This window comes from Aminobacter sp. MET-1 (genome assembly GCF_026521175.1).
GTDB lineage: Bacteria > Pseudomonadota > Alphaproteobacteria > Rhizobiales > Rhizobiaceae > Aminobacter.
The window spans coordinates 124,258-148,435 of sequence record NZ_JAMSHL010000009.1 but is presented as its reverse complement, the minus strand read 5'-3'; the positions used below and the strand labels follow the sequence as shown (position 1 = coordinate 148,435).

Annotated in this window: 20 protein-coding genes and 1 tRNA gene; 5 read left to right on the top strand and 16 right to left on the bottom strand. The window is 64.3% G+C overall.

Annotated elements, in window-relative coordinates; translation table 11 throughout:
• Positions 1-44: 44 nt before the first annotated feature.
• From NDO48_RS15055 to NDO48_RS15035, 5 genes are all read right to left on the bottom strand, one after another.
• Complete coding sequence (locus NDO48_RS15055) at positions 45-1,337, bottom strand: amidohydrolase family protein (protein ID WP_267321732.1); 1,293 nt, start codon at positions 1,335-1,337, stop codon at positions 45-47.
• On the bottom strand, positions 1,334-2,275 hold the full coding sequence (locus NDO48_RS15050) for an ABC transporter permease (protein WP_267321731.1): 942 nt from the start codon (positions 2,273-2,275) through the stop codon (positions 1,334-1,336). The genes NDO48_RS15055 and NDO48_RS15050 overlap by 4 nt, the downstream gene beginning before the upstream one ends.
• Positions 2,276-2,546: 271 nt before the next feature.
• Complete coding sequence (locus NDO48_RS15045) at positions 2,547-3,596, bottom strand: ABC transporter permease (RefSeq protein WP_267321730.1); 1,050 nt, start codon at positions 3,594-3,596, stop codon at positions 2,547-2,549.
• A 252-nt stretch (positions 3,597-3,848) separates the two neighbouring features.
• Complete coding sequence (locus tag NDO48_RS15040; RefSeq protein WP_267321729.1) at positions 3,849-5,378, bottom strand: ABC transporter ATP-binding protein; 1,530 nt, start codon at positions 5,376-5,378, stop codon at positions 3,849-3,851.
• 157 nt (positions 5,379-5,535) lie between these two features.
• The gene (locus tag NDO48_RS15035) at positions 5,536-6,561 is read right to left on the bottom strand and encodes a BMP family protein (protein WP_267321728.1); all 1,026 of its coding nucleotides are present in this window, start codon (positions 6,559-6,561) and stop codon (positions 5,536-5,538) included.
• A gap of 226 nt (positions 6,562-6,787) precedes the next feature.
• Here NDO48_RS15035 and NDO48_RS15030 point away from each other — a divergent pair, with 226 nt between their 5' ends.
• Positions 6,788-8,542 (top strand): ABC transporter ATP-binding protein, encoded by a 1,755-nt coding sequence (locus NDO48_RS15030; RefSeq protein WP_026226851.1) that lies wholly within the window; start codon positions 6,788-6,790, stop codon positions 8,540-8,542.
• 9 nt (positions 8,543-8,551) lie between these two features.
• On the opposite strand, the gene NDO48_RS15025 is transcribed toward NDO48_RS15030, so the two are convergent.
• A complete protein-coding gene (locus NDO48_RS15025) occupies positions 8,552-10,045 on the bottom strand; it encodes an aldehyde dehydrogenase family protein (RefSeq protein ID WP_267321727.1) in 1,494 nt (497 codons plus the stop codon).
• Between the two features lie 96 nt (positions 10,046-10,141).
• Positions 10,142-10,786, bottom strand: a complete 645-nt coding sequence (locus NDO48_RS15020; RefSeq protein ID WP_018426353.1) for a carbonic anhydrase — start codon at positions 10,784-10,786, stop codon at positions 10,142-10,144.
• A gap of 208 nt (positions 10,787-10,994) precedes the next feature.
• On the opposite strand from NDO48_RS15020, the gene NDO48_RS15015 reads away from it, so the two are divergent.
• The gene (locus NDO48_RS15015; RefSeq protein WP_018426352.1) at positions 10,995-11,168 is read left to right on the top strand and encodes a hypothetical protein; all 174 of its coding nucleotides are present in this window, start codon (positions 10,995-10,997) and stop codon (positions 11,166-11,168) included.
• Positions 11,169-11,198: 30 nt separating this feature from the next.
• Here NDO48_RS15015 and NDO48_RS15010 read toward each other — a convergent pair whose 3' ends face one another.
• The gene (locus NDO48_RS15010) at positions 11,199-11,900 is read right to left on the bottom strand and encodes a phosphoribosyltransferase (protein WP_267321726.1); all 702 of its coding nucleotides are present in this window, start codon (positions 11,898-11,900) and stop codon (positions 11,199-11,201) included.
• A 90-nt stretch (positions 11,901-11,990) separates the two neighbouring features.
• Here NDO48_RS15010 and NDO48_RS15005 point away from each other — a divergent pair, with 90 nt between their 5' ends.
• Positions 11,991-13,169: a M20 aminoacylase family protein gene (locus NDO48_RS15005; RefSeq protein ID WP_267321725.1), complete on the top strand. Its 1,179-nt coding sequence runs from the start codon at positions 11,991-11,993 to the stop codon at positions 13,167-13,169.
• Between the two features lie 137 nt (positions 13,170-13,306).
• Here NDO48_RS15005 and NDO48_RS15000 read toward each other — a convergent pair whose 3' ends face one another.
• Positions 13,307-14,230, bottom strand: coding sequence for a nucleoside hydrolase (locus tag NDO48_RS15000; protein ID WP_267321724.1), 924 nt, complete (start codon positions 14,228-14,230; stop codon positions 13,307-13,309).
• 162 nt (positions 14,231-14,392) lie between these two features.
• On the opposite strand from NDO48_RS15000, the gene NDO48_RS14995 reads away from it, so the two are divergent.
• Positions 14,393-16,267 (top strand): adenine deaminase, encoded by a 1,875-nt coding sequence (locus tag NDO48_RS14995; RefSeq protein WP_267321723.1) that lies wholly within the window; start codon positions 14,393-14,395, stop codon positions 16,265-16,267.
• 192 nt (positions 16,268-16,459) lie between these two features.
• Here NDO48_RS14995 and NDO48_RS14990 read toward each other — a convergent pair whose 3' ends face one another.
• The 7 genes from NDO48_RS14990 to NDO48_RS14960 form a co-directional block, all read right to left on the bottom strand.
• Complete coding sequence (locus NDO48_RS14990) at positions 16,460-17,869, bottom strand: M20/M25/M40 family metallo-hydrolase (RefSeq protein ID WP_267321722.1); 1,410 nt, start codon at positions 17,867-17,869, stop codon at positions 16,460-16,462.
• Positions 17,870-17,914: 45 nt separating this feature from the next.
• Positions 17,915-19,237 (bottom strand): amidohydrolase, encoded by a 1,323-nt coding sequence (locus tag NDO48_RS14985; protein ID WP_267321721.1) that lies wholly within the window; start codon positions 19,235-19,237, stop codon positions 17,915-17,917.
• Positions 19,238-19,251: 14 nt separating this feature from the next.
• Positions 19,252-20,313, bottom strand: a complete 1,062-nt coding sequence (locus tag NDO48_RS14980; protein ID WP_267321720.1) for an ABC transporter ATP-binding protein — start codon at positions 20,311-20,313, stop codon at positions 19,252-19,254.
• 4 nt (positions 20,314-20,317) lie between these two features.
• On the bottom strand, positions 20,318-21,109 hold the full coding sequence (locus tag NDO48_RS14975) for an ABC transporter permease (RefSeq protein ID WP_040456004.1): 792 nt from the start codon (positions 21,107-21,109) through the stop codon (positions 20,318-20,320).
• Positions 21,106-21,930 carry an ABC transporter permease gene (locus NDO48_RS14970; RefSeq protein ID WP_267321746.1) on the bottom strand — a complete coding sequence of 275 codons (825 nt, stop codon included), beginning with the start codon at positions 21,928-21,930 and terminating at the stop codon, positions 21,106-21,108. Before NDO48_RS14970 ends, NDO48_RS14975 begins: the two co-directional genes overlap by 4 nt.
• 200 nt (positions 21,931-22,130) lie before the next feature.
• Complete coding sequence (locus NDO48_RS14965; RefSeq protein WP_018426342.1) at positions 22,131-23,171, bottom strand: ABC transporter substrate-binding protein; 1,041 nt, start codon at positions 23,169-23,171, stop codon at positions 22,131-22,133.
• A gap of 203 nt (positions 23,172-23,374) precedes the next feature.
• Positions 23,375-23,451: transfer RNA gene (locus NDO48_RS14960), tRNA-Arg, on the bottom strand.
• Between the two features lie 366 nt (positions 23,452-23,817).
• Between NDO48_RS14960 and NDO48_RS14955 the strand changes: the two genes are divergently transcribed.
• On the top strand, positions 23,818-24,150 hold the full coding sequence (locus NDO48_RS14955) for a hypothetical protein (RefSeq protein WP_018426341.1): 333 nt from the start codon (positions 23,818-23,820) through the stop codon (positions 24,148-24,150).
• Positions 24,151-24,178 lie beyond the last annotated feature (28 nt).

Genomic DNA, 24,178 nt, shown 5'->3' with positions numbered 1-24,178 from the left:
GTGGCCCGAGAGGCTGGGGAGGGGAGCCTCCAAATTGTCGCTGATCAATTCGCCTGGGGCGGCACCACATGGCGACGGTTGATGGTCGCCGGGCGGCCCTTGATCGACAGCGCCGTGTCGCGCTTGGGGCGCTGGGCCACGACCTTGCCCTTGGCCACGACACAAAGCCGCTCGGCGCGCAGGCGCACCGCCTCGATGGGATTGCCGGCATCGAGCACGACGAGGCTCGCCGTCTTGCCGACTTCGAGCCCGAGATGATCGAGGCCCATAATCTCGGCGTTGACCTTGGTGACCATGTCGAAGCAACGGCGCATGTCTGAAGGAGACGACATCTGGGCGACGTGCAGGCCCATGAAGGCAACGTCGAGCATGTCGGCAGTACCGAGCGAATACCATGGGTCGAGCACACAGTCCTGACCCCAGCCAACGCGGATGCCGGCCTTCAGCATCTCCGGTACGCGGGTCATGCCGCGGCGCTTGGGATAGCTGTCGTGGCGCCCCTGCAGCATGATGTTGATCAGCGGGTTCGGGATCGCCGACACGCCGGCCTCCGCAATCAACGGCAAAAGCTTCGAGACATAATAATTGTCCATCGAGTGCATCGAGGTCAGATGCGAGCCGGCCACCCTGCCCTGCAGGCCGAGACGCTGGGTCTCGTAGGCCAGTTGCTCGATGTGGCGCGACAGCGGGTCGTCGGTCTCATCGCAATGCAGGTCGACCATCAGGCCGCGCATCGCTGCGATCTCGCAGAGTTCGGTCACAGACCGCGTGCCATCGGCCATGGTGCGCTCGAAATGCGGAATGCCACCGACGACATCGACGCCCATATCCAAGGCGCGAATGGTGTTGGCGCGTGCCGTGGGCGAGCGGTAGAGCCCGTCCTGCGGAAAAGCGACGAGCTGAAGGTCGATATAGGGCGCGATCTCCTTCTTGACCTCGAGCAGGGCTTCGACGGCGAGCAGCCTGTCGTCGCATGTGTCGACATGGGTGCGAATGGCGAGCAGGCCCATCGAAACGGCCCAGTCGCAATAGGCGAGTGCGCGCTCCTTGACCGCCTCATGGGTCAAAAGCGGCTTGAGTTCGCCCCACAATGAGATGCCTTCGAGCAATGTGCCAGAGGCGTTGATGCGCGGCAGGCCGTAAGACAATGTCGCATCCATGTGGAAATGCGGATCGACGAAAGGCTGCGAGACAAGATTGCCTGAGGCGTCGACAACTTGGCCGGCAGGCGAGTCGATCTTCGGCTCGATCGCAGCGATCCTGTCGCCCTTGATGCCGATATCGGCAATGGTTCCATCTGAAAGGGTGCCACCCTTGACGATCAGGTCGAAGCTCATCTTTCGCCTTTCTGATATGGGATCATCAGCGCTTTCGGATAGGTGGCGCGGCGCGCCACCAGGATCAGGGCCAGGATCGACAGCGCATAAGGCATCATCAGGAACACCTGGTAGGGCACGATGCCGCCCGACATCTGCTGCAGACGAACCTGATAGGCGTCGAAGGCGGCAAACAGGATGGCGCCGATCAGCGCCTTGCCCGGCCGCCACGAGCCGAAGACCACAAGGGCGATACAGATCCAGCCGCGACCATTGATCATCTGGAAGAAGAACGAGTTGAACGCCGACATGGTGAGGAAGGCGCCGCCGACAGCCATCAGCGCGCTGCCGACCATCACCGCCCCCATGCGGATAGCGGTCACCGAGATGCCCTGCGCCTCCACGGCCGAGGGGTTTTCGCCGGCGGCACGGACTGCTAGGCCGACGGGCGTGCGGTAGAGCACCCAGGCGACCACCGCGACAGTGAGGAAGGCGAGATAGGTCAGCGGCGTCTGCGAAAACAGCGCCTCGCCGACAATGGGGATCTGCGACAGGCCGGGAATCGGCAGCGGCTGGAACGGCTCGATCTTGGGCGGCGAGGTCACTTCCGGCAGCGCCAGGCGATAGGTGAAATAGGTCAGGCTGGTTGCGAGCAGCGTGACGCCGATGCCGACGACATGCTGCGACAAGCCCAGTGGAACGGTCAGCGTCGCATGCAGCAGGCCGAACATCGCGCCTGCAAGAGCTGCCACCAGCACGCCGGTCCACAGGTCGCCGCCGGCATAGACGGTGAACCAGCCGGCGAAGGCGCCAGCGGTCATGATGCCCTCGATGCCAAGATTGAGCACGCCGGCACGCTCGCAGATCAGCTCGCCCATTGTGGCGAAGATCAGCGGCGAAGCGATGCGGATGGCAGCGACCCAGAAGGAAGCGGTGAAGAGGATTTCAAACGCGTCCATCAGAGGGCTCTCCGCCTTGATATTGCATTCATCAGCCGATGCCGGCGCTCTACGAGGCCCTCCTCCGGCCTGCTGGCCATCTTCCCCGCAAGGGGGGAGATCGGTGCCATCGCCGCACCAATTTCAGCGGCGCCGTCGCTCATATCGATGGACAGGGAGTTTCTGCTTCGTCTTGGGCGGTTGAGCGAGGCCATCATACGGGGCTGATCTCCCCCTTTGTGGGCAAGATGGCCGGCAGGCCAGAGGGGCACACGACGGATCATAACGATCATCACCTCCACCTCACCCTGAACCGCGTCAGCAAGATCGCCACCACCATCGTCAAAAGCGAGGTGGCGACCATGACGTCGGCGATGTAGCTCGGCACCTTGGCGACGCGGCTCATGGCGTCGGCGCCGACGAAGATGCCGGCAACGAAGATCGCAGAGGCAAGCACCCCGAGTGGATTCAGCATCGCCAACATCGCAACGACGATGCCTGAATAGCCATAGCCCGGCGACAGGTCGAGCGTGAGGTTGCCCTTGAGGCCCGAGACCTCGGAGAAGCCGGCAAGCGCAGCCAGTCCGCCGGAAAGCAGCGCGGTCTTCATCAGCACGCGGTTGACCGGGATGCCGACGAAGCGTGCCGCTTCCGGATTGTGACCGACGGCGCGCATCTCGTAGCCGAGCACGGTTTTCTTCATGATGACCCAGACGACGATGGCCGAGACGATGGCTATGACGAAGCCGTAATGCAGGCGCTTGCCCTGGATGATGCGCGGCAGCTGCGCCTCGGCAATGACCTTCTGCGACTGCGGCCAGCCCAGTCCCATCGGGTCCTTGAGCACACCTTCTAGCAGCATCGACACGAACAGCAGCACGATGAAATTGAGCAGCAGCGTGGTCACCACCTCGTCGACACCGAAGCGGGTTTTCAGCACGGCCGGACCAAGCAGCAGCAACGCGCCTGCGGCCATGGCGGCGACCATGATCACGGGAATGAGGATGACAGAAGGCAACGGCAGCGCGCCGGTCCCGAGCACCACGGTGACGATGCCGCCGACATAAAGCTGCGCTTCGGCGCCGATGTTCCAGAGCTTGGCGCGGAAGGCGACGGCGACGGCAAGCCCGGTGAAGATCAGCGGCGTCGCGCGCGTCAGGGTTTCGAGCAAGGCGAATTGCGAACCCGCAGCGCCCTTGGCAACGAGGTAGAAGACAGACAATGGCGAAGCGCCGGCGGCCAGCACCAGCAGCGAAGTGAAGAGCAGCGTGGCGACGACCGCCGCCAGCGGGAACAGCAGAGTGACAGCCAGCGATGGTGCGGGTTTGGGTTCAAGCCGCATGATGATGCCTTCCAACGGCTTGAGACGCTTTCAGATTGGCAGACGTTAGCGGGGCAGCGCCCCCCTCTGTCCTGCCGGACATCTCCCCCACAAGGGGGGAGATCATGCTATGGGCAGGCCAGCGCCAACCGCCAACGCTGCAAGAATGACGGCGAGGCTGGAGCTGCCAATCTCCCCCCTTGAGGGGGAGATGTTCGGCAGGACAGAGGGGGGCAACGTCGAGAGCCGCCCCAACAAGGATCAGCCCATCGCTCACGCCGCCTGCCCTTCTTCGCCATGTCCGGCCATCAGCTCGCCCAGTTCCCGAATGGTCCGCTCCCCGCGCGACGATGGTGCGGACAACCTTCCCTTGGACATCACGACGATGCGGTCGGACAGCGCCAGGATTTCCTCCAGGTCCTCGGAGATCAACAGCACCGCCGCCCCGCGCTCGCGCGCGGCGAGCAGCATTCGATGGACATAGGCGACCGCACCGACATCCAGGCCGCGCGTTGGCTGGCTGGCGAGGATGACCGCCGGCTCGGGGTCGAGCGCGCGGCCGAGGATCAGCTTCTGCATGTTGCCGCCCGAAAGCAGGCGGATACGCGCCTCCGGCGACGGGCATTTGACGTCGTAGTCGGCAATGATCTCCTCGGCGAAGCGGCGCGCCGCCTTCCAGTCGAGGAAACCCATGCGGCTGAAGCGCGGGCTGCCGTAGCGCTCGGCGATGACATTCTCGGTGACGCTCATATCGCCGATGGTGCCGACGGCGTGACGGTCCTCGGGGATGCGAGCGACGCCATGGCCGAGCGCGGCACGCGGCGACCAGTCGCCAACCGCTTGGCCGGCGACGGAGATTGCGCCGCCTGTCGGGCGCTGCGTGCCCGATATGAGTGCGGCAAGCGCCGCCTGGCCGTTGCCGGAAACGCCGGCCAATCCGGTGATCTCGCCGGCGTTGAGTGTCAGCGACACCTCGTCGAGACCGGCGCCGTTGTGGCGTGCAGTCGAGACGCGGTCGAGCACCAGCAGGGGCGCGCCGGCCTTGACCGGGCTGACTTCGGCCGGCTTGACCTCCTGGCCGACCATCAGGGCGGCGAGCTCCTTGCGGTCGGTCGCTTTCGTCTCGCGCTCTCCGGCGAGCCGTCCGGAGCGCAGCACCAGCACGCGGTCGCTGACGGCCATCACCTCGTTGAGCTTGTGGGAAATGAAGATGATCGACAGGCCCTTGGCAACGAGCAGCTTCAGCGTGCGGAACAGGGCGTCGGTTTCGGCCGGCGTCAGAACCGCCGTCGGCTCGTCGAGGATCAGCACATGAGCGTCGCGGTAAAGCGCCTTGAGGATCTCGACGCGCTGACGCTCGCCCACCGACAGAGTGGAAACGGTAGCTGCTGGATCGACGGCCAGGCCGAAATCGGCCGACAACTGCTCAATGCGGCCGCGTGCGGCTGTTCGGTCGAGACGCGGGCGCCACAGGCTCTGGGTGCCGAGCGCGATGTTTTCCAGCACCGTCATATTGTCGGCGAGGGTGAAATGCTGGTGAACCATGCCGATGCCGGCATCGAGGGCGGCGCGCGGATCGCCCGGCGGCAGCGGCTTGCCAAACGCCTCCACCGTGCCCTCGTCGGCGACGTAATGGCCGAAAAGGATGTTCATCAGCGTCGTCTTGCCGGCGCCGTTCTCGCCGAGCAGCGCAATCACCTCGCCGCGCTTCAGCTCGAAGGAAATAGCGTCGTTGGCCGTCAGCGGGCCGAAACGCTTGGTGATGCCGGAGAGGCGGAGGACTGGGGTGAGCTCAGTTGTCATGAAGCGGCGGCGGCTGGAGGTCTCTTCTCCCCGTTCACGGGGAGAAGGTGGCCCGGAGGGCCGGATGAGGGGCAGCGCCGACATTGGAAGGGCATTCGCTGCCCCTCATCTGCCTGCCGGCATCTTCTCCCCGTAAACGGGGAGAAGAACGCTGTCATCAGCTCGACTTTGGCTCGGCGTCGTTGATCTCGACGGTGAACGATCCGTCCTTGATCGCCTTTTCCTTCTCGGCGATCTTGGCCTTGATCTCGTCGGGCACCTTGCCTTCGAAGGTGCCGAGCGGCGCCAGCGACGAGCCCCCATTTTTCATGAAGGAATAGACGCCGTAGTCCTCGGCCTTGAAGGTGCCCGCCTTAACCTCTGCAATCGCCTTGTCGAGCGTCGGCTCGAAGTGCCAGAGCGCCGAGGCAACCACGGTTTCGGGATAATCGGCCTGGGTGTCGATGACGTTGCCGATGGCCAGCTTGCCCTTTTCCTTCGCCGCATCGGAGACACCAAAACGCTCGGCGTAGAGCAGGTCGGCGCCACCGTCTATCTGGGCGAAGGCAGTTTCCTTGGCCTTGGGCGGATCGAACCACGAGCCGATGAAGGCAACCTGGAACTTGGTGTCGGGAGCCACTTCCTTCACACCGGCCATGAAGGCGTTCATCAGGCGGTTGACCTCGGGGATCGGATAGCCGCCGACCATGCCGATGTTCTTCGACTTGGTCATGGCGCCGGCAACGAGGCCCGAGAGATAGGAGGCGTCCTGGATGTAGTTGTCGAAGACCGAGAAGTTCGGCACGGCGGCATCGGGCTTGAAGCTCGAGCCCATCAGGAAGGCGACGCCGGGATAGTCCTTGGCGACCGCACGGGCGGCGTCCTCGACGCCGAAGACCTCGCCGAGGATCAGCTTGTGGCCGGCCTCGCAATATTCGCGCATGACGCGCTCATAGTCGTTGTTGGCGGTGTTTTCCGAATAGACATATTCGATGTCGCCACGGTCCTTGGCGGCATTGGCCGCCTTGTGGATGCGGCTGACCCACTGCTGTTCAACCGGAACGGTGTAGACGGCGGCGACCTTGATCGGATCGGCGGCAAACAGGCGGACCGGCAGCCCCACGGCTGCAACCGCGGCGGACGCGCCGGCAGCCTTGATCAGGGTGCGTCTGGAAATGCCCGAATTGTTGGAATTGCTTTGCATTCTATCCACCTCTGGCTGGTTGTGCATGCTTTTTGGAAGACGTGTTTTTTATCGTTTGGTCAACGTAAGCGAAATCGTATATGGCAGCAATCGGCCCTGCCCGGCCTGTCCACCGCGTTCTCGCGGCTGTGATTGAACGTCCGATGCGGACGGCTGGCGGTTTCCGAAGGCCTGTCCGTCCCTTAACATATCCGCACGCACGACAGCGGCCCAGGGACCTATTGATTTGGCTCGATTTTTTCGTCCGACACAGAATCACCTGCTGATATGGAGATTGGTGCAGGAGTCGTTCCGCAAGCACGCATTCGGTTATGGCGTGGCTATTGCCGCGATGCTGGTGACCGCCGGCATGACGGCGGCCAGCGCGCTCGTCATGAAGCACATCACCGACGAGTTCGTGATCGGCAGGGACATCAACCAAGTCTACCTGATCGCTGCGGCCGTGGCGGCGATCTTCATCACCAAGGGCATCGCCACCTTCGTACAGGCGCTCTATCTCAGCCGCGTCGGCAATGCCATCATTGCCGAACGCCAGCGCCGGATCTACGACCGCATCCTGGCCCAAGGCATCTCTTTCTACCATTCGATGCCTTCGGCCGACCTCATCACCCGCGTAACCCACAACGCCCAGGCGGCGCGCGCGGTGCTCGACCTCGTCGTCACATCCTTCGTGCGCGACCTGTTCACCTTGCTCGGGCTCATCGCCGTGATGGTGTTCCAGCAACCGGTGCTGTCGCTCGTCGCCTTCATCGTCGGGCCGATCGCCATCTATGGCGTCAATCAAATCCTGCGCCGGGTGCGCAAGATCATGGAGGCCGAGTTCCTGTCGCTCGCCCAGATCGTCCAGGTGATGCAGGAGACGACGGTGGGCGTGCGCATCGTCAAATCCTTCAACCTCGAGCAGTTGATGCGCGGCCGCATGCACAAGGCCGTGTCGGACGTCGAAAGGCGCGCCAACTCGATTGCCGCGCTGGAGGCCGGCACCAGCCCGATCATGGAAACGCTCGCCGGCCTCGCCATCGCCGGCGTCGTGCTGGTCAGCGGCTTCCTGGTCATCCAGGGCGGCCAGACGCCCGGCGCGATCATGGCCTTCATCACGGCACTTCTGCTCGCCTACGAACCGGCCAAGCGCTTGGCGCGCGTTCGCGTTTCGCTCGAAAGCGGCCTCATCGGCGTGCGAATGATGTTCGAGCTGGCCGACCGGCCGCTCACCCTCACCGAACAGCCTGGCGCCATGGCACTGGCCGCCGGCCCCGGACAAGTCGAGTTCAAGGACGTCAGCTTCTCATACCGTAACGGTGAGCCGGTGCTGCGTGAGCTCGACATCCTCTTTCCGCCCGGCAAGATGACCGCACTCGTCGGCCCCTCCGGCAGCGGCAAGTCGACGGTCATGAACCTGATCATGCGCATGTACGACCCCGACGGCGGCGCAGTTGCCTTCGACGGCCAGGACATCGCCCAGGCGACGCTGCATTCACTGCGTGACCGCATCGCCTATGTCAGCCAGGACACGTTCCTGTTCTCCGGCACGATTCTGCACAACATCCAGCTCGGCCGCGAAGGCGCCACCGAGGAAGACGCGATCGCAGCAGCCAAGGCCGCCAACGCACATAACTTCATCATGGAGCTGCCTAAGGGCTACGACACCCAGGTCGGCGAAAACGGCGCCTTCCTGTCGGGCGGGCAAAAGCAGCGGCTGTCGATCGCCCGCGCCATCCTGCGCGACGCCAACATCCTCCTGCTCGACGAAGCGACGAGCGCGCTCGACGCCGAGTCCGAGGCATTGTTCCGCGACGCGCTGGCCCTGTTGTCCGAGGGGCGTACCACCATTGCCATCGCCCACCGGCTTTCGACCGTTCATCAGGCCGACAACATCGTGGTCATGGACAAGGGCCGGGTCGCCGAGCAGGGTCGCCACACCGACCTCATCAAGGCCAACGGCCTTTACCGCAAGCTCTACGACTACCAGCTGATGGATTGAGCGAAACGCTTAGTCGATGCGGATGAACACACCCTTGGTGTTGAGGTACTCGTCGACGTGCTCGATACCGCCCTCTCGGCCGTAGCCGCTCATCTTGTATCCGCCGAAGGGCATGGCCGGGTCGATGGCGTGGTAGGTGTTGACCCACACCGAACCGGCACGCAGGCGGCGCGACAGCTGGTGCGCGGTCGACAGGTCCCGCGTGAACACCCCTGCCGCGAGCCCATATGGCGTGTCGTTGGCGCGCGTCATCACCTCGTCGAGCGTGTCAAAGGGCAACGCAGAGATGACCGGGCCGAAAATCTCCTCGCGCGCGATCGTCATGGTGTCGGAGACGCCTGCGAAGACGGTCGGGGCGACGAAATGGCCTTTTGCGAGCGCGCCTTGCGTCAGCCGTTCGCCGCCGGCGACGAGCTGCGCGCCCTCCTCTGCGCCCGAACGCAGATAGCCTTGCACCCGCTCGAACTGGCGCGCCGAAATCAGTGGGCCGATCTCGGTCGTGGGGTCGATGCCATCGCCGATGCGCAGGCGCTTGGCATAGGCGGCGAGACGCTCGACGAAGTCGTCGTGGATCGGCCGGGCCACGAACAGGCGCGAGCCAGCAATGCAGATCTGGCCGGAATTGGCAAAGACCGACATGGCAGCGACCGGCACGGCCCGCTCAAGATCGGCATCGGCGCAGACGATGACAGGCGACTTGCCGCCGAGTTCCAGCGAGACACGCTTGAGGTTGCCGGCCGAGGCGCGGAGGATACTCTGGCCGGTTGCGGTCGAGCCGGTGAAAACGATCTTGTCGACATCCATGTGCTCGGCCAGCGGCGCTCCTGCCTGCTGGCCAGTGCCAGTGACGATGTTGACGACGCCGTCAGGTACACCCGCTTCTGCCATCAGTTCGGCAATCAGCAGCGGGGTCAGCGGCGCTTCCTCCGACGGCTTGAGCACGATCGTGCAACCGGTGGCCAGAGCCGGACCGATCTTCCAGACCGAGGCGGCCGTCGGCGCATTCCATGGAATGATGGCGCCGACCACGCCGACAGGTTCCTTCGTGGTGTAGGAGACGATGTCGCCAGGCAGTGAGTTCTCTATCGTCTGGCCATGGATGGCGGTGGCCATGCCGGCATAAAAGCGCAGCATGCCGAGCACCCGGTTGGCATTGGCACGCGCCCTGGCGATGGGCAGGCCCATGTCGGTGGTGTCGGAGACGCAGATTTCGTCCCAGTGCCGTTCGAACAGATCGGCGATGCGCAGCAGCAGCTTCTGCCGCTCATGCGGCTTGAAGCGGCTCCACGGTCCGTCGAAGGCAGTTCGGGCCGCAGCCACGGCGCGTTCGATGTCTTGCTTGCCGCCGCGCGGGACGGTGGCGATAACTTCGCCAGTGGCAGGATTGCGCGTTTCGAAACGCTCGCCTGAGGCCGCATCCACCCAGCTGCCGCCGATGAACATCTGGCGGTGACGCCCGTCGAGTTGATGGCGCATGGGCACGGGCGTAGGGACGACTGTCATGAACATGCTCCTCGCGAACGGGCGACAGTGTCACCCGTTCGCGAGGCTAAGCCGAAGCCTGCAATCGACTCAAGCCCTGGGCATGAGGCCAAACGATCAGGTGATGGGCGAACGCTCGAAATCGCCGGTTTCGCGATCCATGCTCCACAACTCGCCGGTGGAGATGTCGAACCAGGCGCCGAAAAGCTCCAGCTTGCCCTTCTGCTCGAGGATCTTCACGCAAGGGAAGGTGCGCAGATTGGCGATGGAATAACGGATCGAGATGCGCTCGAGCGCAGTCTGGCGTTCGGTCTGGGTCATCATCGAATTGCTGGCGACGTTCTCGGCGGCGGGCGCGACGAGGCTCATCCACTTGCCGATGAAGTCACCCGGAGACAGCGGCGCCATGTTGGGGTCGAGCGCAGCACGGATACCGCCACAGCGGCCGTGGCCCATGACGACGATGTTCTTGACCTTGAGCGCCTGCACCGCGAATTCGAGTGCGGCCGAGGTCGAGTGGAACTCGCCGTCGGGCGAATAGGGCGGAACCAGATTGGCGACGTTGCGGACGACGAAGAGTTCACCTGGTCCGGCCTCGAAGATGGTCTCGGGCGCTGCACGCGAATCGCAGCAGGCGATGACCATGGTCTCGGGGGTCTGCCCTTCGCGGGCCAAGGATCGGTAATGGTCAGTCTCGGCCGCATAACGGCCGGTCATGAAGTTGCGGTAACCGGCGAGCAGTTTCTCTGGCAGGTGCAGCATGGGCTTGGCCTTAGACGGAAATCGCAACAACCGCAAATGCAAATGCGGAAGGGCTGAAACATGGCTCATGCATGGACATGCATGTACCTTTGTTCCGCACTCCGAAACATTAGGGTATGCTCAGCTTCGCTGCGCTGTCCGGTACGCCTCAAAAAGCAACCGATCTGCCAGGCGTTACCTGCCCTGAACACACGGAAAGGAAAGCGAAATGCGCCTGCTGATCCTCGCCTTTTCCATCGCCGGCCTGCTTCCGGTCGCATCGCTTGCGCCCATCGCCAAGGCGCACGCACAGTCGTCGCAGGACTGCACCGGCGAGAACTGCCCGAAGCCGAGTGGCCAGGGCGGCCGCGATTGCGAAAGCAAGGAAAACACGGTCAGCTGACGCAGGCCCGATGCGGCCAAACGCGCGTTTTCAGGTCTGAATGGGCAGCCACTTGCCCTGCGCGGTGCGCGCCAGCCGTGGCGAAGCGATGGCGCCATGGACATGCGAAACAAAACCGGCGTCGAATTCCCTGATCGCCTGCCGCCAGACATCTCCCTGCAGCATGCCGAAGACAGCCGCCACCGGCCTGATGTTCGCCTTCTCCAACAGCTTCAGCACCGCCAGCATCGAGGTGCCGGAGCTTATGACATCGTCGACGACAAGAACCCGCCTGCCCTCGAGCAGCGGCAGCATGCGCGGGTCGAGATAGAGCCGCTTGGCGTGCTGCGGGCTGGTGATCGAACTCATCGGCTCCGACAGCTCCTCGCTGTACCAGAATTTTCTGGACGTCCCGAGCGCCACCATGCGCTCATGGCCGAGACGGCGGGCAACGCCATTGGCCAGCGGCAGGCCGAGCGTCGGCACGCCGATGACGATTTCGGGCGCATAGGCACCGGCATGCGCTGCCATCGCATCCGACAGCGCGTCCTCGACGGCAAAACTGGCCTGGTTGACGATCATCGAGGCAACCGCCCGGCTGCCGTCGCCCGGCAACACGCGGACGGGCAGCGCGATCTGGCGCCCGTCGGGCAGCAAGGCCGGATAGAGGTCGCTGAAGCCGTCGACAGGTGCGGCGTCGAATGTGCCCGCGGGAAAAACTGTCTGCCAGAATTGATGCGGAGCGAGTGGCACAACGGGCCTTTCTGTTGCAGAAGGGGACATGCGGCGCCGATGGCCCTGGGCGCTACGGATTGATGAGACGGGCCGAACGGAGTTTGCGTGATGACATCGACGGCCGGGCACGACAAGGGCGAAATCGAGATGCTGACGGCGCTGCGCCGCGACATCCACGCCCATCCCGAGCTTGGCTTCGAGGAGGTGCGCACCTCTGCCATCGTCCAGAAGATGCTGGCCGAAGCCGGCATCGCGGTGCAGGCAGGCCTCGGCAAGACCGGCGTCGTCGGCACGCTCAAGCTTGGCGAGGGCTCGCGCCGCATCGCGCTGCGCGCCGACATGGACGCGCTCGCAATGCCCGAAATGGCAGAGGAGCGCGCCTACAAGTCGACCGTATCGGGCAAGATGCACGCCTGCGGCCATGACGGCCACACCGTCATGCTGCTGGGCGCCGCCCGCGAGCTCGCCCGCCGCAAGAACTTTTCCGGCACGGTGCATTTCATCTTCCAGCCGGCCGAGGAAGGCCGTGGCGGCGCCAAAGCGATGATCGAGGATGGCTTCTTCAGCCAGTTCCCCGTCGACGCCGTCTATGGCCTGCACAACATGCCCGGTATCGCGGCCGACAGCATGGCTGTCGTGGCGGGTCCGCAGCTCGCTTCGTCCGACCGCTGGACCGTCACCTTCAAGGGCATCGGCACCCATGGCGCCAAGCCGCATCTCGGCCGTGACGCGATGACATCAGCCGGCCAGTTCCTAACCGCGCTCCACACCATCGTCGCGCGCCGTGTCGATCCGCTGCAGCCGGCGGTGGTCAGCGCCTGCGCCATGGAAGCCGGCAGCTTCGAAGCACTCAACGTCATCCCCGATCTGGTGAAGATCGGCGGCACGTCACGCGCCTATTCGGCCGCCGTGCGCGACCAGCTGGAAGAAGAGATCGGCGCGCTGGCCGAGGGCTCGGCGAAGCTCTACGGGATCGAGGCGGAGTACCGCTACTTCAGGCAGATGCCTCCTGTCGTGAACGACAAAGACGCGACACGCCGGGCGCTGGCAGCGGCCCAGGCGGCACTCGGCATCGACAAGGTGATGACCGAGTTTCCGCCGTCGACCGCCGGCGACGACTTTGCCATGTTCAGCCAGGAGGTTCCGGGCGCCTATGTCTGGCTCGGCAACGGCCCCGCCGTCGACGGCGCCCTCCACCACAACAGCCGCTACGACTTCAATGACGACGCACTGGCGAGCGGCGTCAGGTTCTGGACGACACTGGTGGAGCAGGACCTCGCGCCTTAGGGCGCGAGGCCAACAGCCGGACAACGCAAGTAAGGGGATCGGTTGGGCCCGGCGACGCTCTCGGTGCCAAATCCCTCTGTCCGTCGCATAGATCCCGAATTGCTGCCCTTCCCTCCGGCGTCTGGGATGATGAAGCGCTACTCCGCCTTTAGCCTGTCATAGAGCAGCTTCAACACTGCCGCGCTCTCAACCTTCAGCGCCACCGAAACCGCAGCACCATCGTCTGAAACCGTCAGCGCCCCAGCGTCACGCGTGGTGCCGGTGTCGACCGCGAGCTTCAGCGTCTCGCAGCCGAACAGCGCCTCATCCAGCGCCAGCAACATCACGCAGGGGTCGTGCAGCGGCCGGCTCTCGCCGCCCGTGGTCGACTGGAAGTAGGCGTCGATCAATGCCCCGGAGGCAACGGCCGCTGGCACATCAGAGGCCTGAAGCATGGCGGTGTCGTCGCGCGTGGCGCGGACCTTGCGGGTAACGTCGAGTGGGATCAGTGTCATGTCGAGCCCGGCGGCGAAGGCGATCTCGGCGGCCTCAGGGTCAGCGGCGATGTTGAACTCGGCGCGCGGGCCGATGTTGCCCGGCTCGTAGACCGCGCCACCCATGGCGATGACGCGGCCTATGCGCTTGGCCGCATCCGGATGCTCGGAGACAAGGCGGGCGATGTTGCTGAGCGGGCCAAGCGCAAGGATGTCGATGCTGCCAGCCTCGGCGGCCACCAGCGTGTCTCGCAGCCATGTTACGGCGTCGCCAGACACGGGCTGTGAAAGCGCATCGGGGAAAGCCACGCCGCCGAGGCCGTCATTGCCGTGGATGTCGGCGGTGTCGAAACCTTTCCGCGACAGCGGCCCGGAAGCTCCGGCGACGACAGGCACGTCGACGCGGCCTTCGAGCGCCAGGATGCGGCCGGCATTGCGTGTGGTGGTGGCGATGCCGATGTTGCCGGCGACGGTGGTGATGCCGATGACGTCGAACTCGGCCGACTTCAGAGCCAAAAGGATCGCCACCGCATCGTCGATGCCGGGATCGGTGTCGATGATCACCTTGCGGGTAGGCTTCAGCTGCATGGCGCGACCTTTCATTCCAAATAGAGTCCGCTGGCTTCACATCATCGCATCGGAGGAATCAAGCCGAAATGCTTGCACCAGCGCCTCTCGATCAAACTTGCCTTATGCTGGCCCAGCGGAAACGGGTTCCGATTTCGCGGGCGATGCAGTAGAGGCGAGGCCATGACCACGACAGCTCCCCTGCCCGCCGATCTCCTCATCGATCCCGCCGACGAAATCCTGATACGTCAGGACCTTGTCCTCGTTGCCCTCGGCAAGCGCGAGGCCGACCGCCTCGTCCAGCTCGGCCGCGTGCTCGACGTGCACACCGGCACCTGGATGGACGATTGCGAGATCGCGATCCGCGGCCGCCGCATCGCTTACGTCGGCCCCGCTGGCAGCTTTTCGGGCACGGCGCGCGAGACCATCGACCGCACCCATCTTTCGGCTGTGCCGGGCTTCGGCGAGGTGCACAAGCACATCGAAAGCTCGCATTTGACACCAGAACACGAGGCCGCGCTGGTCATGCCGCGCGGCAACACCTGGACGTGTGAGGCGAGCCACGAATTCTCCAACGTCAACGGACCGAACAATCTCGAATTCTGGCTGACGGCGCGCCGCGCCGGCTCGCCGATGAAGATTTTCCCGCTGCCCGGCTCGGCCGTGCCGCCGACGGCCTATGAAGGCGGCGGCGGCCATTTCGGTTATGCCGAGCAGATCGGCTTTCTCGGCGAAAGCACCATGGTCGCCGGCCTCGACGAGGTCATGGACTGGCCTGCGGTGTGGAACCCCGAGAACCCGTCCTATGGCCGGCTCTGGGGCATGATCCAGGCGACCTTCGAGAAGCGCGGCGTGGTCGAGGGTCATGGCGCGGGCCTGCGCGACCTGCCGTCGATCAATGCGTTTTCCGCCGCCGGCCTGTCCTCCGACCACGAGGCATGGACGCCCGAGGAAGCGTGGGACAAGCTTCGGCGCGGCATCTTCGTCGAGATCAGGCCACATTCGATGCCCGACATCATCAAGGGCCTGCTCGAACGCGGCCTGCGCGACTGGAGCCAGGTGGCCTTCGCCACCGACGACCGCAGCGCCTCCGACACGCTGAAGATGGGCGCGACCGACCACAATGTCCGCCTCGCCATCGAAAGCGGCCTGGCGCCTGAAATCGCCTACCAGTGCGTGTCGATCAACCCGGCGCGGCACATGCGGCTGACACCCTTCGTCGGCTCCATCGCCCCCGGCCGCTTCGCCGATATGGTGCTGCTCGACAAGGCGGCGACCGTGTCGATCGCGGAGGTCTGGGCCGACGGCGAACAGGTGTCCGAGGGCAAGCGTTTTACCGGCAACCTGCCTGCCATCGACTGGCCCGACTGGGCAACGAAGACGGTCAATGTCGGCCGCAAGCTCACCGCCGCTGACTTCGCCATATCTGCCGAACCGGGCCGTGCGACGATGCAGGTGGCACTGCTGCGCCCGTTCCATTGGGACGACAATTTCATCACCACGGAACTTGCCGTTGCCGATGGCGCCGTGCAGCGCGACAGCAACCGCAACATCACCAAATTCGCCGTCGTCGACCGCTATTCGGGCAAGGGCCGCGTCGCAAAAATGTTCTGGCTCGGCTGCGGGCCGAAAACGCCCGACACGGCGGTGGGCTGCACGGTGGCGCACGATCAGCACAACATCTGGGTGGTCGGCTCGTCTGACGCGGCCATGGCCGAAGTGGTCAACCGCATCTCGGAAAACCAGGGCGGCTGGGCACTGGTGACGGGCGGCAAGGTGGTGGCCGACGTGCATTACGAGGTCGGCGGCCTGATGACCAATCGTCCCGCCGAGGCGCTCGATGCCGAGATGGAAACGCTCTACGCCGAAGCCAACAAGATCGACTGGCTCTACGAGCCGACGTTTTCACCGCGCTGGTTTCCCGGCTTTCCCGAGCGCCTGCAGTTCGCCACCCTCACCTGCGCGCCGTGGCGCTGGGTGCTGGTTGCGCCGACCGATGCCGTGCCCGAGGGGTTCGTGAACGTGCAGACGGGCGAGAGCCACAAGGTGGTTTGGTAGCGAACTGCGCTGCACCTCCTGGTGAGCCTGTCGAACCATGAGGGCTACTGAGGCGGAAGCGCTCGAAAGCGCCCTCACCGTCAGGGATATCAGCGCCGCCCCTCATCCTGAGGTGCGAGCCCGTAAACCCCTTCATCCGGTCACGAAAACCATCGGCGGGCGAGCCTCAAAGAACGCGCCCGCCCGGCAACCTCAGCCCTTGTTGTCCGCAAACGCCGCGAGAATCCGCGCCCAGGAACGGATACCCTTACGGAAGCTCGACAGGTCGTATTTCTCGTTCGGGCTGTGGATGCGGTTGTCGAAGCGCGCGAAGCCGATCAGCAGCGAATCCATGCCGAGCTTTTCCTTGAAAGCGGAGACGATCGGGATCGAGCCGCCACTGCCGGCGACGGCCGCCTCGCGCTCCCATTCCTCGGTCAGCGCGCCGAGCGCCTTTCCGAGAAAATCGCCGTCGATCGGCATGACGGTCGCGGCACTTGCGCCGTGGTCGATGAACTCGACCGAGCAGTCGGCCGGGATGCGGGCGCGGACGTGGGCGCGGAAGGCGTCGCGGATCTTCTGGGGATCCTGGCCGGCGACGAGGCGGAACGAAATCTTGGACTGCGCCTTGGCCGGGATGACGGTCTTGAAGCCTTCCTCGGTGTAGCCGCCAATGATGCCGTGGATTTCGCAACTCGGGCGCGCCCAGACCTGCTCGAGCACGGAGCGGCCGTTTTCGCCGGCGGGGACCGACAGGCCGATGTCGCCCAGAAAGCCCTTGTCGTCGAAAGGCAGGCGCTGCCACTGCGCCTTGATGGCATCGGGCAGTTCGCGGACACCGTCATAGAAGCCGGCGACAGCAACACCGCCGTCTGATGTCCGCAGGCTGGAGATGATGTCGGACAGCACCTGGAGCGGGTTGCGCGCGGCGTTGCCGTAGATGCCCGAATGCAGGTCGCGGTTGGAGCAGGAGATGACGATCTCCTCCTTCAACACGCCGCGCAGCATGGTGGTGACTGCGGGCGTCTCGGCGTCCCACATGTCGGTGTCGCAGACGAGTACGACGTCGGCCTTGAGCTCGGCGCCGGTCATGTCGAGGAAGGGCGGCAGGCTAGGGCTCGAAATCTCCTCCTCGCCCTCGAACAGCACCGACACCTGGATCGGCAAGCTGCCGGTGATGGCTTTCCACGCGCGGCACGCCTCGACGAAGGTGAGCAACTGGCCCTTGTCGTCGGAGGCGCCACGGGCAACGATGTGGGTCTCGCCGTCGGGCTGAGGCACCAGCTTCGGCTCGAACGGATCGGAGTGCCACAGATTGAGCGGATCGACCGGCTGGACATCGTAGTGGCCGTAGAACAGCACGTGCGGCCCTTTCCCCGTGCGGTCGTGGCCGACCACCATGGGATGTCTCGCGGTCGGACGCACCGAGGCGTCGAACCCCAACGAGCCGAGCTCTTTCGTCAGCCATTCGGCGGCGCGCTTACAGTCCTCAGCATGCGCAGGATCGGTCGACACGGAAGGGATGCGGATCAGGTCGAAGAGACGCTCCAGGCTGCCGTCAATATTGGCGTCGACATTAGCAAGCACCTTGTCGAGCTGCGCCGAGGCTTCTGATCTGTTCATGATGTTGTCCTTCCCTGTATTTGTCGGACGCTCGTCCGCGGCTGATCAGCCCGCAGCGTCGATACGGGCCATCTCGGCCTTGAAGCTCTGCGCCACCTGCAGGGCGTCGCGCAGCACCTTCTTGCGTTCGAGGCTCAGCACCTTGCGGTCGCGCATCAGCCAGTCGCCGCCCACCATGACGTCCTGCACATCGGTCGGCATGGTGGCGAAGACCAGCGTCGAGTAGATGTCGTAGATAGGTTGCTGGCGCGGTGAGGCCAAGCTGACGCGGATGAGGTCGGCCTGCTTGCCCGGTTCGAGCGAACCGACTTTTGCGTCCAGCCCGAGCACCTTCGCGCCATCGCGGGTTGCCATGCGCACGACGTCGACCGAGGCCATCGGCTTGCGGCTGTGGCCCAGGAGCTTAGCGAACATCGACACCGGGGCGAACTGCGAGAACAGGTCGAGCGTGTTGCCGCTCATCGCGCCATCGGTCGAGATACCCACGGGAATGCCGGCCTTGCGCATCGCTTCAACGGGTGCGATGCCGCGCCCAGCCTTGCCGTTGGAGCGGGCGTTGTGGGCGACGCAGACTTGGGCATGGGCCATGCGCTCGATGTCCGATGCGTCGACATGCAGGCAGTGGGCGCAGATCAGGCCCTTACGCAGGAGTCCCGCTTTCTCCACCACCTCGACCGGTCGCATGCCGTGGGTCTTCTCAGCCCACTCCATCTCCTGGTCGCTCTCGGCAAGATGCATCTGCACGGGCACATCGGGATGATCGTCCGCCCAACGTGCGATGCGCTCCATGGTCGCCATGCCGGTCGAGTAGGGTGCATGCGGCGCGATCGAGGGGATGACTCTGTTGTGGCCGGAAAATTCGGCGACCAGCGCTTCGGTCAGCGCGAAACCCTCATCGACCGACTTGTGATCCGGCGGGTCGAAGTCGGCGATGGTCTGGCCGAGCACGCCGCGGATGCCTGATTGGGCGACGATCCGGGCGACCTCGGCCTCGAAGTAATACATGTCGGCGACCGACGTGACGCCGCCCTCGATCAGTTCGAGCGCCGCCAGGGCCGTGCCGGCACGCACCGCCTCGGGCCGCACGAACTTGCGCTCCAAGGGCAGAATGTAGCGGTAGAGCCGGTCATCGACGTCTTCGCCCAAACCACGGAACAGTGTCATCGCCATGTGGCAATGCGGGTTGACGATACCGGGCATAACGAGATCGCCGTCGGCATCGACGATTTCCGCGCCGGCGATCTCATGGGCATCGCCCCCGCCAACGGCCTTGATGATGTCGCCCTCGACGTGGACCCAGCCCCTGTCGATGACGGGCATGTCCTCGGTGCAGGGCAGGACGGTCGCGTTGGTGATGAGGATGGACATGGTCGCTCCTCGGCTCACTCCGGCTTCAGCACGCAGCACTGGTCGGGCACGGGCACAAGCTTGGCCTGGGCGCCCGGCTCCAGCGGCGCCGACAGCGAGCCGTTGGCGATCAGTTGGCCGGCAGCAGTGTCGGCCTGGTACTGGTAGGCCCGGCCAAGATAGGTGCGCAGACCGAGCGTCGCCGGGATGCCTTCGGCGTTGGCGTCGGTCGAGACGGACAGGCCGTCCGCGCGTGCGGCAAGCACGAACGCATCGGGGATCGCGCCGAAGCGGTCCTGCGACAGCTTGAGCTGCGAACCGTCCTCGGTGACGGCCGACACGGTCGCGCCGTCGCGCGCCGCAACCTTCATCGGCACCAGGTTCTCGAAGCCGACGAAGCGGGCGACGAACGCATTGGCCGGGCGCTGGTACAGCGTCTCGGGCGTATCGAACTGCATGATGCGGCCGGCATTCATGATGGCGACGCGGTCGGAGATCGAGAACGCCTCTTCCTGGTCGTGGGTGACGTAGACCGAGGTGGTGCCGTTGGCGCGCTGCAGTTGGCGGATCTCGACGCGCATGTCGACGCGCAGCTTGGCGTCGAGGTTGGACAGCGGCTCATCGAACATCAGGAGCGGCGGCTCGATGACGAGTGCGCGGGCGAGCGCCACGCGCTGCTTCTGGCCGCCCGACAGCGCGCCAGGCAGGCGGTCGGCGAGCTGGGACAGGCCGACGCGTTCTAGCATCGCCTTGGCGCGCTTCTCGCGATCGGCAGGGGCCACACCGCGTTGCTTCAGGCCGAAGCCGACATTGTCGAGCACGCTGAGATGCGGGAACAGCGCGTAGTTCTGGAACACCAGGCCGATGTCGCGCTTGTAGGCGGGCAACCGGGTCAGGTCCTTGTCGCCGAGGCGGATCGAGCCGGAGGTCGGTTCGAGGAAGCCGGCAATGAGGCGCAGCGTCGTCGTCTTGCCACAACCCGAGGCGCCGAGCAGCGAGACGAGCTCGCCTTTGCCGACCGACAGCGACAGGTCCTCCAGCACCTTGGTGGCGCCGTAGTGAGCGGTGAGATTCTGGACAGTAAGTGCCTGGGTCATTGGTCTATTTCGCAAGGAAGGTGAGGCCGAGCGTACGCTCGACGATGGCCATGACTGCGACGGTCAGCAGCATCAGCAGCACCGACACCGACGCGATCGTCGGGTCGAAGAACTGCTCGACATGGGCGAGGATCTGGATCGGCAGCGTCGAAACGCCGGGACCGGTGAGAAACAGCGACGTCGACACGTCGTTGATCGAGGTGATGAAAGCCAGGATGAAGGCGGCAATCACACCCGAGCGCACATTGGGCAGCACGATGGTGAAGAACGTCTTCGCCGGCGGGCTGCCGAGGCTGACGGCGGCTTCCTCGATTGAAAAGTCGAAAGAGGCGAGGCTCGCCGAGACGACACGCACGCAATAGGGCAGCACCAGAAGCATGTGGCCGACGAGCAGCGTCAGGAAGATCGGCGTCTGCATGCCCACCGCAACCGACTTCAGCAGCGAGAAGCCGAGCACGATCTCTGGCACCAGGATCGGCAGCACGAAGACTGTCGACAGCCAGGACGGCAGCTTGATGCGGTAGCGGTTGAGCGCATAGGCGGCGGGGATGCCGACCAGCAGCGCCAGCCCGGTCGCTAGGAAAGCGAGTTCGAGGCTGGTGATGATGGTGCGCCGGAAGGCGCTGATTTCGAAGATGTTCTCGAACCAGCGCAGTGTCAGGCCCTGCGGCGGGAAGGTCAGGTAGGTGGTGTCGCTGACCGACGCGCCAAGCACGATGATCAGCGGCCCCATCAGGAAGATGTAGACCAGGACGGTGAACAGGATGAGCAGGGGATTGATACGGCTGGTCATCATGTCGCCATCGGGTTGAGACGCCGCGCAACGCGGCTCATGGCAAGAACCACGGTGACAGTGATCACCACCATGATTGCTGCGATTGTGGAGGCGCCGACCCAATCGAACGACACCATGGCACGCTGGTACATCAGCGTGCCCATCACCATCTGGCGCTCGCCACCGAGAAGCTGGGGCGTGGCGTAGGCGGTGAAGGAGCCAGTGAAGACGAGCACGGCACCAACGATGAGGCCGGGTACGGCGAGCGGCAGGATGACCTGCCGGAAGGTCGCTGCCGGCGTGGCGCCAAGCGACGACGAGGCCTGGACGACGTCGTCGGGGATGTTCTCCAGCACGCCGACGAGCGTCAGGATCATCAGCGGCACGAACAGATAGACCATGGCGACGATGACCGAGCCCTGGGTGTAGAGCATCGGAAGCGGCTCGGAGACCGCGCCGATGCCGACGAGGAAGTTGTTGAGGATGCCGTTCTTGCCCAGGATGATCAGCCAGGCGAAGGAGCGGACGACGACGCCGGTCAGCAGCGGGAAAACGGCGGCGATGATCAAAAGGCTCTTCAGCTTGCCAGGAGTCTTCGACACCACATAGGCGGTGAGAAAACCGACGACGAGCGAGATGGCGGTCGTTGCCAGCGAGATCTCGATGGTTCGCCAGAGCACGGTGCGGCGGAAGCCGCTGTTGAAGAATGCGATGTAGGGCGCAAAGATGCCGCCGTCCTCGCCGAAGGTCGTAGCAATGGTGGCGGCCACCGGCAGCACCAAGAATACCAGAACCGCCAGCGTTGCAGGCCCGGCGATCCACCATCCGGCAAAGCGTTTCAGCATGAAGTTCCGATCTCTTCCAGTTTAGCCCGGCGCGCTCCAGACAGGGAGCAGCACTTTCGGGGCTTGCTAGCCTTCATTGCGCGAGAGTGAAAGGCGCAGAATGCCGCAAAGGGCCTGGCAGCGGGCAAAAGGGGCAGAATATTCAGTGATATGTACAAGAACGGGGAAAGGCAGACGCCCTTCCCCGTCGTTTGGTCTTACATACCGAAGACTTCGTTCCAGCGATCAACCCACTCGGTCTTGGCCGTGTTGAGCTTCTCGTAGTCGACCTGCTTCAGCGACGCGATCATGTCGGCGCCATAGGTCCACAGCTTGGCCTGCTCGGGCGTCAGCTCGACAGCCTTGACGACAGGCGCATCAACGCCGTTCTCGGCAGTCTTCTGCTGCACTTCCTTCGACAGCACGAAGTTGATGAACTCGTGGGCGAGTTCAACGTTGGCAGCGCCCTTCGGGATGTTGATGGTGTTCAGCGTGGCGATGGCGCCGTCAGAGAGATTGGCCCATGCGGCGGTCGGCACGGCAGCCTGAATCTGGGCGAGCGTGAAGTCCTGGGCGACAGCAGCCGAGATTTCGCCAGTCGAGAACAGATTCACCAGCTCGGAGCCGGTGTTGTAGTTCTTGACGACGTTGGGCTTCAGCGCCTCGACCGCCTTGAACGCGCCGTCGGTGTCGGCAAACGGGTCGACGCCGGCATGGATGCCAGCAATCATGACGGCCATCGGGCCGGCGGTGGTGGTGATACCCGGCAGCGACAGCGCGCTCTTGAAGTCTTCCTTCCAGAGGTCGTTCCAGGAGGTGACCGGCGTCTTCACCTTGGCAGTGTCGTAGATCACGCCGACGCGGCCGATGGTGTAGGCCGGGCCGAATTCGCCCTGGGGAGCCTTGGCGAGATCATAGAGGCCGTCGAGGTTCGGCACCTTCGACTTGTCGATCGGCTGGAACAGGCCTTCCTTGATGCCGATCTGCGAATAGGCGTCCGTGAAGTAGGCGACGTCGACGCCCTCGCCGTTGCGGATTTTGATCTTGTTCAGGCGGTCGGCGTTGTTGCCGGTCTCGAACACGATCTCGCAGCCGCACTTCTCCTTGAACGGCTTGATGATGTACTCGTCGAGCTTGTCGCCGTTGAAGCCCCACCAGGAGATGGTCAGCGTCTTGCCCTGGGCCAGAGCCGGCGCGGCGACGAGCGTCGTCGCGAGGCCGGCAACGCCAGCCGCGAGGAGGGTGTGAAATCGTGTCATTTGAAGCCTCTGCTGTTTCGACGCCCTGGCGCCGGCAGGGCGCGCGGAGGGACGAGCGAGCCTATTTTCGTGGCAGCTAACGTGCAACTCCAAATGTTGTGCAACGCACATCATTGTTGGTCAAACAACATGCAAAGGGAGAGGCAGCGCAACGCAACAGCCGAAAGCGAGGTTGGCTGGAAAAGAAGCGTCGGGAGAAGAAATGGCGCGCCCGAAAGGATTCGAACCTCTGACCCCCAGATTCGTAGTCTGGTGCTCTATCCAGCTGAGCTACGGGCGCGCAACAGGCCGTTTGGACGGCCAACACGCTCCGGCCGGTCGACCGCAGCGATGGGCGCTACCTAGCGGCTGGATTTGCGAATTGCAAGCGGCCGACAAACTTTTTTGGGGATGTGGCCGGCACCTTCGCGTCAACCGCCGCGCTCGCGGGCATCTGCCGAGAAACCGCGCAGCTACTTGACCGAAATTCCCTACCGGGGCCCGACGGCCTCAGGCACCGGTCTCCGGCAAGGGCATCGTTCCCTCACCCGGCGCCCGCCAACTCCGATAGTGCCAAACATGGAACGGCAGCCAGCTTCAACTGGGTTCGACGCTCGTGTACATCGCTGCCGAGAACACGTCTCACAACCCATAACTGGATGAAATCATGAAACAATTCAGCTTCGCCATTGCCTTGGCGACGGTCGTCCTCGCGTCGGCGCCTGCCAAGGCCGAAGATCTCGTCTTCACGCTCAAGAACGGCACCAAGTCGGTTCTGACGCGCTTCTATACCTCGCCGGTCGGCGTGGAAAGCTGGGAAGGCGACGTGTTCGGCAAGCAGGTGCTCAACCCGGGCGACAGCATCGAGATCACCATCGCCGACGGCCGCGACGTCTGCAAATACGACATGAAGTTCGAATTCGAAGAGGGCTCGGACCTCGACACGACCACCGACACGCAGGACCTCTGCGAGATGGGCTCGTACACGATCCACGAGTAAGCTCGGCGGCCCTCCCCTTCGACAGCCG

Bases quoted from the DNA above. Each gene is read 5' to 3' on its own strand.
- NDO48_RS15055 (WP_267321732.1), bottom strand. From the start codon at position 1,337: ATGAGCTTCGACCTGATCGTCAAGGGTGGCACCCTTTCAGATGGAACC.
- NDO48_RS15050 (WP_267321731.1), bottom strand. From the start codon at position 2,275: ATGGACGCGTTTGAAATCCTCTTCACCGCTTCCTTCTGGGTCGCTGCC.
- NDO48_RS15045 (WP_267321730.1), bottom strand. From the start codon at position 3,596: ATGCGGCTTGAACCCAAACCCGCACCATCGCTGGCTGTCACTCTGCTG.
- NDO48_RS15040 (WP_267321729.1), bottom strand. From the start codon at position 5,378: ATGACAACTGAGCTCACCCCAGTCCTCCGCCTCTCCGGCATCACCAAG.
- NDO48_RS15035 (WP_267321728.1), bottom strand. From the start codon at position 6,561: ATGCAAAGCAATTCCAACAATTCGGGCATTTCCAGACGCACCCTGATC.
- NDO48_RS15025 (WP_267321727.1), bottom strand. From the start codon at position 10,045: ATGACAGTCGTCCCTACGCCCGTGCCCATGCGCCATCAACTCGACGGG.
- NDO48_RS15020 (WP_018426353.1), bottom strand. From the start codon at position 10,786: ATGCTGCACCTGCCAGAGAAACTGCTCGCCGGTTACCGCAACTTCATG.
- NDO48_RS15015 (WP_018426352.1), top strand. From the start codon at position 10,995: ATGCGCCTGCTGATCCTCGCCTTTTCCATCGCCGGCCTGCTTCCGGTC.
- NDO48_RS15005 (WP_267321725.1), top strand. From the start codon at position 11,991: ATGACATCGACGGCCGGGCACGACAAGGGCGAAATCGAGATGCTGACG.
- NDO48_RS15000 (WP_267321724.1), bottom strand. From the start codon at position 14,230: ATGCAGCTGAAGCCTACCCGCAAGGTGATCATCGACACCGATCCCGGC.
- NDO48_RS14995 (WP_267321723.1), top strand. From the start codon at position 14,393: ATGACCACGACAGCTCCCCTGCCCGCCGATCTCCTCATCGATCCCGCC.
- NDO48_RS14990 (WP_267321722.1), bottom strand. From the start codon at position 17,869: ATGAACAGATCAGAAGCCTCGGCGCAGCTCGACAAGGTGCTTGCTAAT.
- NDO48_RS14985 (WP_267321721.1), bottom strand. From the start codon at position 19,237: ATGTCCATCCTCATCACCAACGCGACCGTCCTGCCCTGCACCGAGGAC.
- NDO48_RS14980 (WP_267321720.1), bottom strand. From the start codon at position 20,313: ATGACCCAGGCACTTACTGTCCAGAATCTCACCGCTCACTACGGCGCC.
- NDO48_RS14975 (WP_040456004.1), bottom strand. From the start codon at position 21,109: ATGATGACCAGCCGTATCAATCCCCTGCTCATCCTGTTCACCGTCCTG.
- NDO48_RS14965 (WP_018426342.1), bottom strand. From the start codon at position 23,171: ATGACACGATTTCACACCCTCCTCGCGGCTGGCGTTGCCGGCCTCGCG.
- NDO48_RS14955 (WP_018426341.1), top strand. From the start codon at position 23,818: ATGAAACAATTCAGCTTCGCCATTGCCTTGGCGACGGTCGTCCTCGCG.